The sequence below is a fragment of the Cupriavidus phytohabitans genome, from assembly GCF_000426345.1.
Lineage (GTDB): Bacteria > Pseudomonadota > Gammaproteobacteria > Burkholderiales > Burkholderiaceae > Cupriavidus.
This window is the reverse complement of record NZ_AUFE01000001.1, coordinates 50,141-65,019: the sequence shown is the minus strand read 5'-3', so window position 1 is coordinate 65,019 and position 14,879 is coordinate 50,141. Positions and strand designations below refer to the sequence as shown.

The 14,879-nt window shown below is 67.3% G+C and carries 12 protein-coding genes; 9 read left to right on the top strand and 3 right to left on the bottom strand.

Features of this window, described 5'->3' with window-relative positions; all coding sequences use genetic code 11:
- Positions 1-12: 12 nt before the first annotated feature.
- A complete protein-coding gene (locus K309_RS0100320) occupies positions 13-954 on the bottom strand; it encodes a LysR family transcriptional regulator (RefSeq protein ID WP_029044548.1) in 942 nt (313 codons plus the stop codon).
- 155 nt (positions 955-1,109) lie between these two features.
- On the opposite strand from K309_RS0100320, the gene gtdA reads away from it, so the two are divergent.
- The 5 genes from gtdA (at position 1,110) to K309_RS0100295 (ending at position 6,382) form a co-directional block, all read left to right on the top strand.
- On the top strand, positions 1,110-2,156 hold the full coding sequence (gene gtdA, locus K309_RS0100315; protein WP_029044547.1) for a gentisate 1,2-dioxygenase: 1,047 nt from the start codon (positions 1,110-1,112) through the stop codon (positions 2,154-2,156).
- Between the two features lie 118 nt (positions 2,157-2,274).
- On the top strand, positions 2,275-2,973 hold the full coding sequence (locus K309_RS0100310; RefSeq protein WP_029044546.1) for a fumarylacetoacetate hydrolase family protein: 699 nt from the start codon (positions 2,275-2,277) through the stop codon (positions 2,971-2,973).
- A 36-nt stretch (positions 2,974-3,009) separates the two neighbouring features.
- A complete protein-coding gene (gene maiA, locus K309_RS0100305) occupies positions 3,010-3,651 on the top strand; it encodes a maleylacetoacetate isomerase (RefSeq protein WP_029044545.1) in 642 nt (213 codons plus the stop codon).
- A 28-nt stretch (positions 3,652-3,679) separates the two neighbouring features.
- Positions 3,680-4,930 carry a 3-hydroxybenzoate 6-monooxygenase gene (locus tag K309_RS0100300; protein WP_084402317.1) on the top strand — a complete coding sequence of 417 codons (1,251 nt, stop codon included), beginning with the start codon at positions 3,680-3,682 and terminating at the stop codon, positions 4,928-4,930.
- A gap of 111 nt (positions 4,931-5,041) precedes the next feature.
- A complete protein-coding gene (locus K309_RS0100295; protein WP_029044543.1) occupies positions 5,042-6,382 on the top strand; it encodes an MFS transporter in 1,341 nt (446 codons plus the stop codon).
- 96 nt (positions 6,383-6,478) lie between these two features.
- Here K309_RS0100295 and K309_RS0100290 read toward each other — a convergent pair whose 3' ends face one another.
- Together K309_RS0100290 and pdxR are read right to left on the bottom strand one after the other, a co-directional pair.
- Positions 6,479-7,897 carry an FAD-binding oxidoreductase gene (locus K309_RS0100290; protein ID WP_029044542.1) on the bottom strand — a complete coding sequence of 473 codons (1,419 nt, stop codon included), beginning with the start codon at positions 7,895-7,897 and terminating at the stop codon, positions 6,479-6,481.
- Positions 7,898-8,049: 152 nt separating this feature from the next.
- Positions 8,050-9,645, bottom strand: coding sequence for a MocR-like pyridoxine biosynthesis transcription factor PdxR (gene pdxR, locus K309_RS0100285; RefSeq protein WP_029044541.1), 1,596 nt, complete (start codon positions 9,643-9,645; stop codon positions 8,050-8,052).
- Positions 9,646-9,817: 172 nt separating this feature from the next.
- On the opposite strand from pdxR, the gene K309_RS0100280 reads away from it, so the two are divergent.
- The 4 genes from K309_RS0100280 (at position 9,818) to K309_RS0100265 (ending at position 14,855) form a co-directional block, all read left to right on the top strand.
- On the top strand, positions 9,818-11,173 hold the full coding sequence (locus K309_RS0100280; RefSeq protein WP_029044540.1) for an ArgE/DapE family deacylase: 1,356 nt from the start codon (positions 9,818-9,820) through the stop codon (positions 11,171-11,173).
- A gap of 77 nt (positions 11,174-11,250) precedes the next feature.
- Positions 11,251-12,855 carry an ABC transporter substrate-binding protein gene (locus tag K309_RS0100275; protein WP_029044539.1) on the top strand — a complete coding sequence of 535 codons (1,605 nt, stop codon included), beginning with the start codon at positions 11,251-11,253 and terminating at the stop codon, positions 12,853-12,855.
- A 159-nt stretch (positions 12,856-13,014) separates the two neighbouring features.
- On the top strand, positions 13,015-14,019 hold the full coding sequence (locus K309_RS0100270) for an ABC transporter permease (RefSeq protein ID WP_029044538.1): 1,005 nt from the start codon (positions 13,015-13,017) through the stop codon (positions 14,017-14,019).
- Complete coding sequence (locus K309_RS0100265; RefSeq protein WP_029044537.1) at positions 14,016-14,855, top strand: ABC transporter permease; 840 nt, start codon at positions 14,016-14,018, stop codon at positions 14,853-14,855. Before K309_RS0100270 ends, K309_RS0100265 begins: the two co-directional genes overlap by 4 nt.
- Positions 14,856-14,879 lie beyond the last annotated feature (24 nt).

Sequence of the window (14,879 nt, the reverse complement as noted above, 5' to 3'; positions counted from 1 at the left end):
TTCCCCCCGCCGCTAAGGCAGCGGCGCCTCCGCCGGCACGTGCTGCGCTCCGGCCGCCCGCCGCAGGCAATCCAGCATCGCCGCCACCGCCGCGCGCGACTCGCCATCCGCGCGCCAGTACATCGACACCGAGCCGAACCCCGCCAGCCGCAGCGGCACGATGCGCAGCGCGCCCAGCTCTTCGAGCCGCCGCGCGGTGCGGTGCGAGGCCAGCCCCACCATGTCGCTGTTATTGAACAGGGTCAGGTTGAGCACGGTCGAGTTGCTTTCTACGCAGTCCGCCGGCAACGCCCGCCCGGCGCTGGCCAGTGCCCCTTCCAGCGCATTGCGGATCGGCGTGCCGCGCGGCCAGACCACCCAGCGGTGGCGGTACAGGTCGTCCCAGGCCACCTTGCCGCCCTGCAGCAGCGGGTGCCGCGGCCGGGCGACGAAGTGGATCGGCTCCATGTAGAGCGATTCGGTCCGCATTTGCGCATCCTGCAGTTCCGGCGCCGACCGGCCCACCACGATATCCAGCTCGCTGCGCGCGAGCTGCCCCATCAGCCGGTCCATGGTGGTTTCCAGCAGCCGCACGCTGGCGCGCGGCATCTGCTGCAGCAATTGCAGCGCGGCCAGCGGTACCGTGTCCGCCGCCGAGGCGCCGGAGGTGCCTACCACCACCAGCCCGCTGCCGCCGTCGCGCATGGCCTGCAGGTCGTCGCGGGCGGTATCGAGCTGGGCCTCGATCCGCCGTGCGTGCTCGATCAGCGACTCGCCATAGGGCGTGGGGCGCAGGCCACGTGCCTGGCGCTCGAACAACGGCAGGCCGATATCGTCCTCAAGGTCTTTCAGCCACTTGGAGAGGCCGGGCTGGGTGGTGTTCAGCATGGCGGCGGACTGGCTCATGTTGCCGGTCTCGGCCAGGCTCAGGAGCATCTGCAGGTTGCGCAGGCGCAGTCTCTGGGTCCAATCCATTGGGTGACCTATACGGTAAATCGTATCGATAAGATGAAATGTTCATTTCAAATCTTATAGGGCGCCGCGTATAACGACAACACAGACGGTGCGCAGTGATCCAGGCACCCACCCAAAGCGCTCTCGAAAGCCCTGTACGAAGTTACGGAGACAGCATGTCCGAGCACACCCCAGACCCGGCCCGCGTGGCCTACTACGAAGAAATCGGCCGCAGCCACATGACCCCGCTGTGGGAGTCGCTGCACGCCCTGGTCCCGTCGCAGCCGCGGCCGCAGATCGTTCCCGCCATCTGGAAGTACGCGCAGATCCGCCCGCTGGTGATGCAGGCTGGCGGTGTCATCAGCGCCGAGGAAGCGGTGCGCCGCGTGCTGGTGCTGGAGAACCCGGGCATCCCCGGCAAGTCCAGCATCACTTCGACGCTGTACGCCGGCCTGCAGCTGATCCTGCCGGGCGAGATCGCCCCCAGCCACCGCCATACGCAGTCGGCACTGCGCTTCATCGTCGAAGGCAAGGGCGCCTGGACCGCCGTCAACGGCGAACGCACCACCATGCATCCCGGCGATTTCATCATCACGCCGTCGTGGACCTGGCATGACCATGGCAATCCGAGCGCAGAGGACGGCGGCGAGCCGGTGGTATGGCTCGACGGCCTGGATATCCCGCTGGTGCAGCAGTTCGACGCCGGCTTTGCCGAGAACTACCCCGAGTCGCAGCAGCCCGTGACCCGCGCCGAAGGCGACAGCTTTGCCCGCTTCGGGCACAACATGGTGCCGGTGCGGCACCGCGTGACCGATCCCACCTCGCCGATCTTCAGCTACCCGTACGCCCGGTCGCGCGAGGCGCTGGACCAGCTTTACCGCAACGGCGAACTCGATCCCTGGGACGGCGTCAAGCTGCGCTATGTCAACCCTGCCACCGGCGGCTGGCCGATGCCGACCATCGCTACCTTCATGCAGTACCTGCCGGCGGGCTTCCAGGGCAAGACCTACCGCAGCACCGATGCCACCGTGTACAGCGTGGTGGAAGGGCGCGGCACCGTGCGCATCGGCGATGCGCAGTTCCAGTTCGAGCCGCGCGACGTGTTCGTGGCGCCGTCGTGGGCGCCGGTGCAGCTCGGCGCGCTGGAAGACGCCGTGCTGTTCAGCTATTCCGACCGGCCGGTGCTGTCCGCGCTGAACCTGCTGCGCGAGTCTCGCACCTGAGTCGCGCACCTGAGTCGCGCACCTGAGCCCGCCAACCCCTGACAACAGCCGCCGCGCGCGGTGCCAGCCGGCACCGCCGGGCCGCCGCTCACCTGACAAATCCCTGGAAGCCTTGACCATGTCCTACGTCTTCACGCCCCCCGCCACCGTTGCCATCCCCGTTGCCGGCAGCGATGACCAGTTCGCCGTGCGCCGCGTCTACTGCGTCGGCCGCAACTACGCCGCCCACGCCCGCGAAATGGGCTTCGATCCCGACCGCGAGCCGCCGTTCTTCTTCTGCAAGCCGGCCGACGCCATCGTCCCGGTGCAGGCCGGCACCACGCTCGACCTGCCGTATCCGGCGCAGACGCAGAACTACCACTACGAGGCAGAGCTGGTGGCCGTGATCGGCAAGGGCGGCTCGGATATCCCCGTCGAGCAGGCGCTCGAGCACGTGTGGGGCTACGCTGTCGGCCTCGACATGACCCGCCGCGACCTGCAGATGAAGATGCGCGAGATGGGCCGCCCCTGGGAAATCGGCAAGGCCTTCGATGCGTCGGCGCCGGTCGGCCCGATCCACCGCGCCAGCGACATCGGTCATCCGCAGCAGGCCGGGCTCTGGCTGACCGTCAACGGCGAGACCAGGCAGCGCAGTACCGTGGCGCACCTGATCTGGTCGGTCGCCGAGACCGTGGCCTACCTGTCGCAGTTCTTCCGCCTGGAGCCGGGCGACGTCATCTTCACCGGCACCCCTGAAGGCGTGGGCGCGGTCAAAGCCGGCGACACCATGGTCACCGGCGTCGACGGCCTGGGCGAACTGACCGTGCGCGTGGTCTGATCCCGCGCCACGCACAGCACACAGGCACTCCGAACCATGCAGCTCTACAGTTTCTTCAACAGCTCGACTTCCTACCGGGTGCGCATCGCGCTGGCCCTCAAGGGCCTGCCGTACGACTACCTCGGCGTCAATATCCGCACCGGCCAGCACCGCGAGGCGGAGTATGTCGATGGCATCAACCCGTCCGCTTCCGTGCCCGCGCTGGTCGACGGCGACTTCACGCTGGGCCAGTCGTTCGCGATCATCGACTACCTGGACGCGCGCCATCCCGAGCCGCGCCTGCTGCCTCAGGATCCTGTGCAGCGCGCACGCGTGCTGGAGCTGTCAATGCTGGTCGGATGCGATATCCACCCGGTCAACAACCTGCGCGTGCTGCGCTACCTGCAGGACACGCTGAAGGCCACGCCAGAGCAGAAGGACGCCTGGTACCGCCACTGGATCGACGAAGGCATGGCCGGCGTGGAACGGCTGCTGGCACGTCACGGCCACGGCAACTGGTGCTTCGGCAATGCGCCCACGCTGGCCGATGTCGCGCTGGTGCCGCAGGTGGCCAATGCCCTGCGCATGGGCTGCGACCTGGGCCGCTACGAGCGCGCGCTGGCGGTCTACGCCCACGCCAGCACCCATCCCGCCTTCGCCCAGGCCGCGCCCGCGCGCCAGCCAGACTACACCGCCTGACGCCAGCGGCGCAGGCCAGGAGACAGACATGAGCAGCACCAACAACGCGACCAACAACGCGACCAACAACGCGACCAACAACGCGACCGGCAAGGTCCTCATCATCGGCGGCGGCATCGGCGGCCTGGCCGCGGCGCTGGCGCTGGCACGCCAGGGCATCCGCATCGAACTGCTGGAGCAGGCCGAGCAGATCGGCGAGATCGGCGCCGGCATCCAGCTGGCCGCCAACGCCTTCGCCGCGCTCGATGCGCTGGGAGTGGGCGAGGCCGCGCGCGGCCGCGCGGTCTTTACCGACTACCTCAGCCTGCGCGACGCCATCGACACCAGCGTCATCGCGCAAGTGGATGTCGGGCAGCCGTACCGCGAGCGCTTCGGCAACCCGTATGCGGTGATCCACCGCGCCGACATCCACCTGTCGATTCTGGAAGCCGTGCAGGACCATCCGCTGATCACCTTCCGCACCAGCACGCGCGTGGAGCAACTGCTGCAGGACGACAACGGCGTGACCGTGATCGACCAGCATGGCGAGCACCACCGCGGCGATGCGGTGATCGGCTGCGACGGCGTCAAGTCCGCGATCCGCCAGGCGCTGATCGGCGATGAAGTGCGCGTGACCGGGCACGTGGTCTACCGCGCGGTGGTCGACGTGGCCAACATGCCGCAGGACCTGCAGGTCAACGCCCCGGTGGTGTGGGCCGGCCCGAACTGCCACCTGGTGCATTACCCGCTGCGTGGCGGCCAGCAGTACAACCTGGTGGTGACCTTCCACAGCCGCGAACAGGAGACTTGGGGCGTGCGCGACGGCAGCAAGGAAGAAGTGCTGTCGTATTTCCAGGGCATTCACCCGCTGCCGCACCAGATGCTGGACCGGCCGACCTCATGGAAGCGCTGGGCCACCGCCGACCGCGACCCGGTCGAGCGCTGGAGCTTCGGCCGCGCCACCATCCTCGGCGATGCCGCGCACCCGATGACCCAGTACGTGGCACAAGGTGCCTGCCAGGCGCTGGAAGATGCGGTGACGCTGGGCGCGGCGGTGAAAGCCGCGGATGGCGACTACGCCGCCGCCTTCAAGCTGTACGAGCAGGCCCGCATCCCGCGCACCGCGCGCGTGCTCTACGCCGCGCGCGACATGGGCCGCGTCTACCACGCCAGGGGCGTCGACCGGCTGGTGCGCAACAGCCTGTGGACCGGCCGCAGCCAGTCCCAGTTCTACGACGCGCTGCAGTGGCTGCACGGCTGGCGCGCGCAGAACTGCCTGAGTCCCACGCCGTGGCTGTAAGCCGCTGAGCGCGGCGTTCTCTCCGCGCTGAAAACCCTGATAGCGAGCTGGCGGCCGACGAAGCCGCCGGCCCTCTCTCGCCCCTGATCCTGGCAACAAGGAGGAGACACCATGCCTGCCAGCCAACCGCTCAACGTCACCGCGTTCATCGACCGCCAGCCGCTGTCGGCGTTCCAGGTGACCATCGTCGTACTGTGCTTCCTGATCGTCGCGGTCGACGGCTTCGATACCGCCGCGATCGGCTTTATCGCGCCCGCCATCCGCGCGGAATGGCAGCTGACGCCGGCACAGCTCGCGCCGCTGTTCGGCGCCGGGCTGGGCGGCCTGATGGCCGGCGCCTTCCTGTTCGGCCCGCTCGCCGACCGCTTCGGCCGCAAGGGCGTGCTGGTGCTGTCGGTGCTGTTCTTCGGCGCGGCCAGCCTGGCTTCGGCGTGGTCGCAAGATCTGTGGACGCTGGTGCTGCTGCGCTTCCTGACCGGCCTGGGCCTGGGCGGCGCCATGCCCAACGCGATCACGCTGACCTCCGAATTCTGCCCCGACAAGCGGCGCTCCTTCCTCGTCACCACCATGTTCTGCGGCTTCACGCTGGGCTCCGCCTTCGGCGGCCTGGCCTCGGCCGGTCTGATCGATGCCTTCGGCTGGCGCTCGGTGCTGGTGGCGGGCGGCGTGCTGCCGCTGCTGCTGGCGGTGGCATTGGTCTGGATGCTGCCGGAATCGGTGCGCTACCTGGTGATGACTGGCAAGTCGCGCGAGCGCATTGTCGCCACGCTGCAGAAGATCGCCCCGCATGAAGACCTGAGCAGCGCCACCTTCGCCGTAAGCGAGCAGCGCGCCACCACCTCGCCCGTGCGGCACCTGTTCCGCCCCGAGCTGCTGCGCGGCACGCTGCTGTTCTGGCTGACGTTCTTCATGAGCCTGCTGGTGATCTACCTGCTGTCGAGCTGGCTGCCGACGCTGCTGCGCGGCACCGGGCATTCGCTGCGCACGGCAGCACTGGTGACCACCATGTTCCAGGTCGGCGGCACCGTGGGCGCCATCGCGCTGGGCTGGCTGATGGACCGGATCAATCCGCACTACGTGCTGGCTTCCAGCTATTCGCTGGCAGCGGTGTGCATCGCGGCGGTGGGCAGTTTTGCGTCCGAGCCGGTTGCCGCGGGGCTTGCGGTGTTCCTCGCGGGGTTCTGCATCTCCGGGTCGCAGGTGGGGGCCAATGCGTTGTCGGCCAGCTTCTATCCGACTGATTGCCGTGCCACTGGCGTGAGCTGGGCAAACGGGGTGGGGCGCATCGGCTCGGTGCTGGGCTCTGTGGGCGGCGCCACCATGCTGTCGATGGGGCTGGGGATGCCGGCGCTGTTCGTGCTGGTCGGCGTCCCGGCGCTGATCGCGGGGGTGTCGATGTTCTCGCTGGGGGTGGTCAGGCGGGAGCGGGTGGCGGGGCGGCTGGCGGTTTGACTACGCCAATCCGCTTGGTTTTCTCCCTCTCCCGCAAGCGGGAGAGGGAGCACCCAAACGGGAAATTTTAGGGCTTGAGGCGTGACATGAAGCTTGTCACTCCACATCAATCACCCGCCCCGGACAAAGAATCCCGTTCGGGTCCAGCGACCGCTTGAGCAGCCGCATCAGCCCCAGCGCCTCCGGCGTGCGCGAATGCCCGAGGAAGGGCTTCTTGTGCGTGCCGATGCCATGCTCGGCGGAAATGCTGCCGTCGAACTCGCGCACCTTGGGGTAGAGCACCTCGCTGATCTCATGCTCGGGAAAGTCCTCGGCCGTCGCGCCGGGGAGATAGACACTGACATGCAGGTTGCTGTCGCCCACATGCCCGAAGTTGACCAGCTCGGCGTGCGGCCAGCGCGCCAGCACCGCCGCGCGCAGGCTCTCGGCGAAGCGGCCGATCTGGCCGATCGGCAGGCTCACGTCGTAGGCGGCATTGGGCGCCCACATCACCGGGAACTCCGCGACCGCATCGCGCAGCTTCCAGAAGCTTTCCGCTTCCTTCTCGCTGGATGCCACCGCGGCGTCGGTGATCAGGCCGGCTTCCATGGCCGTTTCCAGCATGGCCTCGAAGGCCGCGCCGTCCTGTTCGGCGTCGTTGCCCTGCAGGTCGACCAGCACGTAGAACGGCGAGCCGGCCGGCAGCGGGGCACGCACGCCGGGCACGCGCGTCGTGACCAGTTCATAGAAATCGGCCCACATCGCCTCGAACGCCGAGACCCGGCCGGACAGCCGGCGCTGCGCATGGCGCAGCAGCGCCACCACGTCTTCGTAGCTGCGCAGCGCGCACAGCGCGGTTTGCGTGCAGCTCGGCAGCGGCGCCAGGCGCAGCACCGCGCGCGTAATCACGCCGAGCGTGCCTTCGCTGCCGATGAAGAGCTGGCGCAGATCGTAGCCAGCGTTGTTCTTCTGCATCTTGTTGAGCGAGCTGACCACGGTGCCGTCGGCCAGCACCGCCTCCAGACCAAGCACCTGCTCGCGCATCATGCCGTAGCGGATCACACGGTTGCCGCCCGCGTTGGTGGCGATATTGCCGCCGATCTGGCAGCTGCCGCGCGCGCCCAGGTCCACCGGAAAGAGCCAGTCCGCCGCGCGCGCGGCGTCCTGCGCGGCCTGCAGCGTGGTGCCGGCCAGCACGGTCATGGTGCCGGCCTGCGCGTCGATCTCTTCCACGCCGCGCATGCGCTCGAGCGACAGCACCAGTTCACCGCCGCCGGGCGTGGCGGCGCCCGCCAGGCCGGTCAGCCCACCCTGCGGTACCACCGGCTGCCGGTGGCGATTGCAGATGGCCAGCACCGCAGACACCTCGGCCGTGCTGCGCGGCCGTGCCACCGCAACTGGCGGCTGCGGATCCAGCGGTGCATACCAGTCCTTGCGGAAGCGGGTTTCGATGGCATCGCCAGCCTGCAGGCCGGCGGGATCGAGGACGCCGGCCAGTTCGGCCAGCAGGGCTGAGGGGTCTTGCACGGGTGCCATCGGGGTCTTTCCGGTTAAGGGAGTCGGTGGAGCGAAAGAGAGCGGGCAGCGCGCTTATGCGCAGCCACGAATGCTAGGGCAAGGCCGCGCACGATGATAAGAGCCAATCGGCGCCGGCGCGGTGGCACCACGCCGCGCGCCATCCTGCCTCGTCACGCACCGCTCCATGCTTCGTGGTTGATGCGCGCGCTGAATTCGCGTGGCGGCTGGCGCGTGCGGGCCAGGTGCTCCATGGCCGGCTCGATGACTTCGGCCAGCTTGTTGAAGGCGGGGCCGATGTCGTCCTCCGGCACGCAGGCGTAGCCCAGCAGCAGCCCCTGCCGCGCCCGCTGCTCGTTGCTGTAGTAACGCGACAGCGGACGTGCCGACAGGCCCTGCGTTCGCGCCGCCATGCTGATGCCGAGATCGTCGGCGCCCGGCGGCAGATGCATCACCAGGTGCAGCCCGGCCTCATGCGTGGAGGTGGGCCAGTCCTGGCCGAAGCGCTTGGCGATGGCCTCGCGCAGCAGGCCCTGGCGCTGCGCATAGCGCTGGCGCATGCGGCGCAGGTGCGTGGCGTAGTGGCCTTCCTCGATAAAGTCCGCCAGCACCGCCTGCTGCATCAGCTGTCCCTCGCGGAACAGTTCCGACAGGCCGGTGGCGAAATGCGGAGCCAGCGGCTTGGGCAGCACCATGAAGCCCATGCGCAGCCCGGGAAAGAGCGTCTTGGAGAAGGTGCCCATGTAGATCACCCGGTCGTGCTCATCCAGGCCCTGCAGCGATGCCAGCGGCCGCCCCTCGAAGCGGAACTCGCTGTCGTAGTCGTCCTCGACGATCCACGCGCCGCGCTGCCGCGCGTATTCCAGCAGCATGCGCCGGCGCGTCAGGCTCATCACGGTGCCAAGCGGGTACTGATGCGAGGGCGTCGCAAAGATAAAGCGGGGCGGATCCTGCAGCGTGGCGGCGTCGGGCGCGATGCCTTCGTCATCCACCGGCACGGGAATCACATCGACGCCCGCATTGGTCAGCAGGCTGCGCGTGCCCCAGTAGCCGGGATCTTCCATCCAGGCCTTGTCGCCCGGATCGGCCAGCAGGCGCGCGATCAGGTCGATGGCCTGGTGGATGCCGGTGGTCAGGATGATCTGCTCGGGCTCGCAGCGTACCGCGCGCGCCAGCCGCAGGTGCTCGGCCAGCACGCGCCGCAGCGGCATATAGCCGCCGTGGTGGGCGTAGGTCAGCAACTCCGGGCGCGGATTGCGCCAGTGCTTGTTCAGCAGCCGCGCCCAGGTCGCGTGCGGGAACAGCGAGACATCGGGCACGCCCGCCATGAAGGCGCCCCATTGCCGGTCCGATGCACCGGCATTGGACACGAGATGCATCCCGCGTCGCGACAGATCGAAACGGTTGGAGTTTTGCTGCACTGCGGGCACAGGCGTGGTGCCAATCCGGGCACCGGGCTTGTGCAATGCACTATGGTCGGGAAAAGTCTGCGAGACAAAGGTGCCACGTCCGGTCGATGCCGTGACATAGCCTTCCGCCAGCAACTGCTCATACGCGTACAAAACGGTATTGCGGGAAACCGCTATCTCCGTCGCCAGCAGCCGCGATGCGGGCAGCTTGCTGCCCGCGGAGATAGAGCCAGCAAGGATTTCCTGCCGAATCAGCTCATACAGCTGGCGGTTCATATGCGTCCCGTTGCGCTCCGCCTGCGTCCCCGCCGGACGCTCCAGCCGCTGCAGCAACAACTCGGACAGAATCGTTTCCTTCAAAGTGGCTCCAGCAAATATCGTGAATATGGACCTACCTATGGTACCAACGATCGTTTAGTTTTCCATCCGTGGTCGGCGTCATCGCGAAGTTTTTGTCAGTGGCGCCCGCTGCGTTGGCATTGCGCCCCCTTCATGCGTCCCCTTCATGCGCCCACGTTTGCCAGGAGCTTTCATGTCAGGTCCCGATTCCCTCACGGCCAGCCCGTCCTCCGACCCGGTGGCGGTACCCACCACCGCCGAGCTCTCGCAAGCCGTGCGCGAACTCCTGCCCTATATGGTCGAGACGCTGTCCGGCTTCGTGGCGGCCAAGAGCCCGTCGGGCGAAGAGCAGCCCGCGGCGGACTTCATCGAAGGCGCGCTGGCCGGGCTGGGCCTGCCCTCCGAGCGCATCGCGCTGCGCACCGAGGACATCCGCCACCTGCCGATGTATTCGCCGGCGTGCTGCCCGGATGGCGGCCGCTACAACCTGCTGGCGACGCACCGGCCCGGCCGCAAGGGCGGCCGCTCGGTGCTGTTCAACGGCCATCTCGACGTGGTGCCGACCGGTCCGGAATCGATGTGGAGCCAGTCGCCGTTCGCGCCGGTGGTGAAGGACGGCTGGCTCTACGGCCGCGGCGCGGGCGATATGAAGGGTGGCATCGTGTGCGCGCTGGCCGCGTTCAAGGCGCTTGCCAGCCTGGGCCTGCAGCCGGCCGGGGCGGTCGGCTTCAATGCCGTGCTGGAGGAAGAGAACACCGGCAACGGCGCGCTGGCCACCGTGGCCGCGCTGCGCAGCGCGGTCGGTGCCGGCAAGCTGGCGTCCTTCGACACCGTGATCATTCCCGAGCCGCTGGGCGAGAGCCTGATGAGCGCGCAGGTCGGCGTGTTCTGGATGTTCATCGACCTGACCGGCAAGCCGGCGCACGCGGCCTACATGACCAGCGGCGTCAATCCGGTCGAGGCCGGCATCGCGGTGATGGAAGACCTGCGCCAGCTCGAAGCCGAATGGAACCGCCCGGAACACCGGCCGGCGGCGTACCGGGACCACGCCCACCCGATCAACTTCAATCTCGGCCAGATCCAGGGCGGCGAGTGGAACTCGTCGGTGCCGTGCACCTGCACGCTGGGCGTGCGCATCGGCTTCTTCCCCAACTTGGATATCGACGAGGCCAAAGCCACGGTCGAAGCGCGCATCCGCGCGACCGTCGAGCGCCTGGCCAGCAATCTTGAACTGCGCATCCGCTATGAAGGCTTCCACGCCCCCGGCTGCGAATTCGACCTCGACGTGCCCAGCATGCAGGCGCTGGGCGAAGCGCACCGCAAGGTCAATGGCACGCCGATCCGCCGCGAGGCGACCACGGCAACCACCGATGCCAGGCATTTCCGCATCGGACTGGAAACGCCGGTGACCTGCTACGGGCCCGAGGCCCGCAATATCCACGGCATCGACGAGTCGGTGTCGCTGGAAAGCATGGTGCGAGTGACCACGACGCTGGCCCAGTTCCTGGTGGACTGGTGCGGCGTGGAACCGGCCGGCGACGCGGCCTGAAGAAGCCGCGCGCAAGCACAACCGGCGCTGCCATCCCGAAGCCATCAACAAAACGAGCCAAACTGAGGAACTGCCCGATGAACCGATTCACGATGCGACTGACCAAGCGTGTGCTGTCGATGGCGCTCGCCGCCACCGGCCTCTCGCTGCTGCCGCTGGCATTGCCGGCAGGCAATGCCATGGCCCAGACCAAGGGCGGCACGCTGTCCGGTATCGTCCAGCCCGAGCCGCCGATCCTGGTGAGCGCGATGAACTCGCAGGCGCCGACCCAGTACGTCGCCGGCAAGATCTACCAGGGCCTGCTGACCTACAGCCCCGACCTGAAGCCGCAGCCGGAACTGGCCAAGTCGTGGACCATTTCGCCGGATGGCCTGACCTATACCTTCGAGCTGCAGAAGGGCGTGAAATGGCACGACGGCAAGCCCTTCACCTCGGCCGACGTGGTGTTCTCGATCGACAAGATGCTGCGCGACGTGCACGTGCGCACGCGCGCGGTCATCAACAAGTACATGGCGTCGATCCGCGCGGTCAACGACAGCACCGTCGAGATCAAGCTCAAGGAACCGTTCCCGCCGTTCATCTCGATGTTCGAGACCGGCACCATGCCGATGATGCCCAAGCACATCTACGACGGCACCGACTACCGCAACAACCCGGCCAACCAGAAGCCGGTCGGCACCGGCCCCTTCATGTTCAAGGAGTGGAAGAAGGGCGCCTATATCAAGCTGGCGAAGAATCCCAACTACTGGAAAGCGGGCAAGCCTTACCTGGATGAGCTGGTGTTCTACGTGATCCCGGATTCCGCCTCGCGTGCGGTCGCCTTCGAGAGGGGCGATGTGCAGGTGCTGCGCGGCGGCGATGTCGACAACGTCGACGTCAAGCGCCTGCGCGCGCTGCCCAACGTGGAATACACCACCAAGGGCTGGGAAATGTTCTCGCCGATGGCCAGCATGCTGCTCAATGAGCGCAAGCCGCCGTTCGACAACGTCAAGGTGCGCCAGGCGGTGATGCACGTGCTCAACCGCAAGATGATCGTCAACAACATCTTCTTCGGCATGGGCAAGCCGGCGGTCAGCCCGTTCTCGTCGACCACGCTGTTCTTCGACAAGAACATGCCCGAGTACGACTTCAACCTGAAGAAGGCGCGCGAGCTGGTCAAGGCGTCGGGCGTCGACGTGGGCAAGTACCCGGTCAAGATCCTGTCGACCTCGTACGGCGCCAACTGGGACCGCCTGGACGAATACGTCAAGCAGATGCTCGAGCAGCTCGGCTTCAAGGTCAGCATCGAGTCGGCCGATGCCGGCACCTGGTCGGCGCGCGTCAGCAACTGGGAATTCGACCTGACCACCACTTACACGTACCAGTACGGCGATCCCGCGCTGGGCGTCGAGCGGCTCTACGTGACGCGCAATATCGTCAAGGGCACGCCGTTCGCCAACGTGCAGGGCTACAGCAACCCGAAGGCCGACGAGCTGTGGGCCAAGGCCGGATCGACCATGGATACCGCGGAGCGCCAGAAGCTGTACAGCGAGCTGCAGAAGATCCTGGTGACCGACGTGGCCAACGCCAACCTGTTCGAGGTGGAGTTCCCCACGCTGTACCGCAAGCATGTCAAGAACCTCGTGACTACCGCCATCGGCCTGAACGAGTCCTTCGACAACGTCTCGATCGAGAAGAACTGAGCGAGACCGGAGCCACTGTCCGCGCCTGAGCCGGCGCGGGCAGGTAATCCCGAAGCCTGAAATCCGCTGCCATCGCCGCGCCCCGCATGGGGAATGGCGAGGGCCAGCTGCATCCCAGTGCCGTGGTGGCCAGACCCGGCCGCCAGCGTGGAGCAAGCCGTGAACTTTCTATCCTTTCTTGGCGCGCGTCTCGGGAAGGCCGTCGTGGTCGTCCTTGGCGTGGTCGTCATCAACTTCTTCCTGATCCGGATGGCGCCGGGCGACCCGGCCACCGTGATGGCGGGCGAAGCCGGTGCCGGCGATGCCGCCTTTGTCAGCCAGCTGCGCGAGCAGTTCGGGCTCGACAAGCCCGTGATGACCCAGCTCGGCATCTATCTCAAGGGCGTGGCGCAGCTTGACCTGGGCTACTCCTATCGCAACCACCTGCCGGTGCTGGACCTGATCCTCGACCGGCTGCCCGCGACCTTCCTGCTGATGAGCGGGGCCTTCCTCTTTTCCATCGTGCTGGGCGTGCTGCTAGGCGTGATCGCGGCCCGCACCCGCTACGAAAACCGTCGCCGCTGGATCGACAGCGCGGTGATGTCGGGCGCGCTGCTGCTGTATGCGACGCCGCTGTTCTGGCTGTCGCTGATGGCCATCATCCTGTTCTCGGTGGTGCTCGGCTGGCTGCCTGCCTTCGGCATGGAGACCATCGGCGCCGGCTACACCGGCCTGGCCCGCGTCAAGGACGTGGCGCTGCACATGATCCTGCCGACGGTATCGCTGGGTTGCTTCTTCATGGCCGTGTACGTGCGCCTGACGCGCGCTTCCATGCTGGAGGTGATGGGCATGGACTATGTCAAGACCGCGCGCGCCAAGGGCGTTCCCGCCGGCCGTGTGATCCGCGTGCATGTGCTGCGCAACGCGCTGCTGCCGGTGATTACCTTCGCCGGCATCCAGCTGGGCCAGATGGCCGGCGGCGCGGTGCTGACCGAGACCGTGTTCTCGTGGCCGGGTATCGGCCGGCTGATGTTTGATGCACTGCTGCAACGCGACTACCAGCTGCTGCTCGGCATCTTCTTCGTGACCTCGGCGCTGGTGGTGTTCTTCAACCTGGTGACCGATGTGATCTATCGCTTTATCGACCCGCGCATCGCCGCGGGCGGCAAGGGAGCCAACGCATGAAAGCCTTCCTGCAACGTTACTGCCGCAACTATGGCGCGGTGATCGGCCTGCTGGTGCTGTTGGGAGTGCTGGCACTTGCCGTGCTTGCGCCGATCTTCTACGAAGAGTCGCCCTGGCTGATGGTGGCCGAGCCGCTGGTGCAGCCGTTCACCGACCCGGCGCTTCCCTTCGGCACCGACATGCTTGGCCGCGACATCACCGCCGGCATGCTGTATGGCGCGCGGGTCTCGCTGCTGGTGGGCGTGATCTCCACCGCGGTGGCGCTTGCCGTCGGCATCGCCGTGGGCGCGGTGGCCGGCTATTGCGGCGGCCGCGTCGACGATGCGTTGATGCGTATCACCGAGTTCTTCCAGACCATTCCGCAACTGGCGATGGCCGTGGTGATCGTGGCGATCTTCAATCCCTCGATCTATTCCATCGTCGCCGCCATCTCGGTGGTGTCCTGGCCGCCTGTGGCGCGCCTGGTGCGCGGCGAATTCCTGTCGCTCAAGCAGCGCGAGTTCGTGCAGGCCGCGGTGGTAATCGGGCAGAAGCCGGTGCGCATCATCGCCACGCAGATCCTGCCCAATGCCATGTCGCCGATCATCGTGTCCGCGTCGTTCATGGTTGCCACCGCGATCCTGACCGAATCGGCGCTGGCCTTCCTGGGCCTGGGCGACCGCAACATGATGAGCTGGGGCTTCATGATCGGCGCGGCGCGCACCATGATCCGCGAAGCGTGGTGGATGAGCGTGTGGCCCGGCGTGGCGATCCTGCTGACGGTGCTGTCGATCAACCTGATCGGCGAGGGCCTGAACGACGCCATGAACCCGCAACTGCGCCGCCGCGGCGAGTGAGCGCCCGTCTGGAAATGCAAAGGA

Coding starts and splice junctions, on each gene's coding strand:
- K309_RS0100320 (WP_029044548.1), bottom strand. CDS start 954: ATGGATTGGACCCAGAGACTGCGCCTGCGCAACCTGCAGATGCTCCTG.
- gtdA (WP_029044547.1), top strand. CDS start 1,110: ATGTCCGAGCACACCCCAGACCCGGCCCGCGTGGCCTACTACGAAGAA.
- K309_RS0100310 (WP_029044546.1), top strand. CDS start 2,275: ATGTCCTACGTCTTCACGCCCCCCGCCACCGTTGCCATCCCCGTTGCC.
- maiA (WP_029044545.1), top strand. CDS start 3,010: ATGCAGCTCTACAGTTTCTTCAACAGCTCGACTTCCTACCGGGTGCGC.
- K309_RS0100300 (WP_084402317.1), top strand. CDS start 3,680: ATGAGCAGCACCAACAACGCGACCAACAACGCGACCAACAACGCGACC.
- K309_RS0100295 (WP_029044543.1), top strand. CDS start 5,042: ATGCCTGCCAGCCAACCGCTCAACGTCACCGCGTTCATCGACCGCCAG.
- K309_RS0100290 (WP_029044542.1), bottom strand. CDS start 7,897: ATGGCACCCGTGCAAGACCCCTCAGCCCTGCTGGCCGAACTGGCCGGC.
- K309_RS0100280 (WP_029044540.1), top strand. CDS start 9,818: ATGTCAGGTCCCGATTCCCTCACGGCCAGCCCGTCCTCCGACCCGGTG.
- K309_RS0100275 (WP_029044539.1), top strand. CDS start 11,251: ATGAACCGATTCACGATGCGACTGACCAAGCGTGTGCTGTCGATGGCG.
- K309_RS0100265 (WP_029044537.1), top strand. CDS start 14,016: ATGAAAGCCTTCCTGCAACGTTACTGCCGCAACTATGGCGCGGTGATC.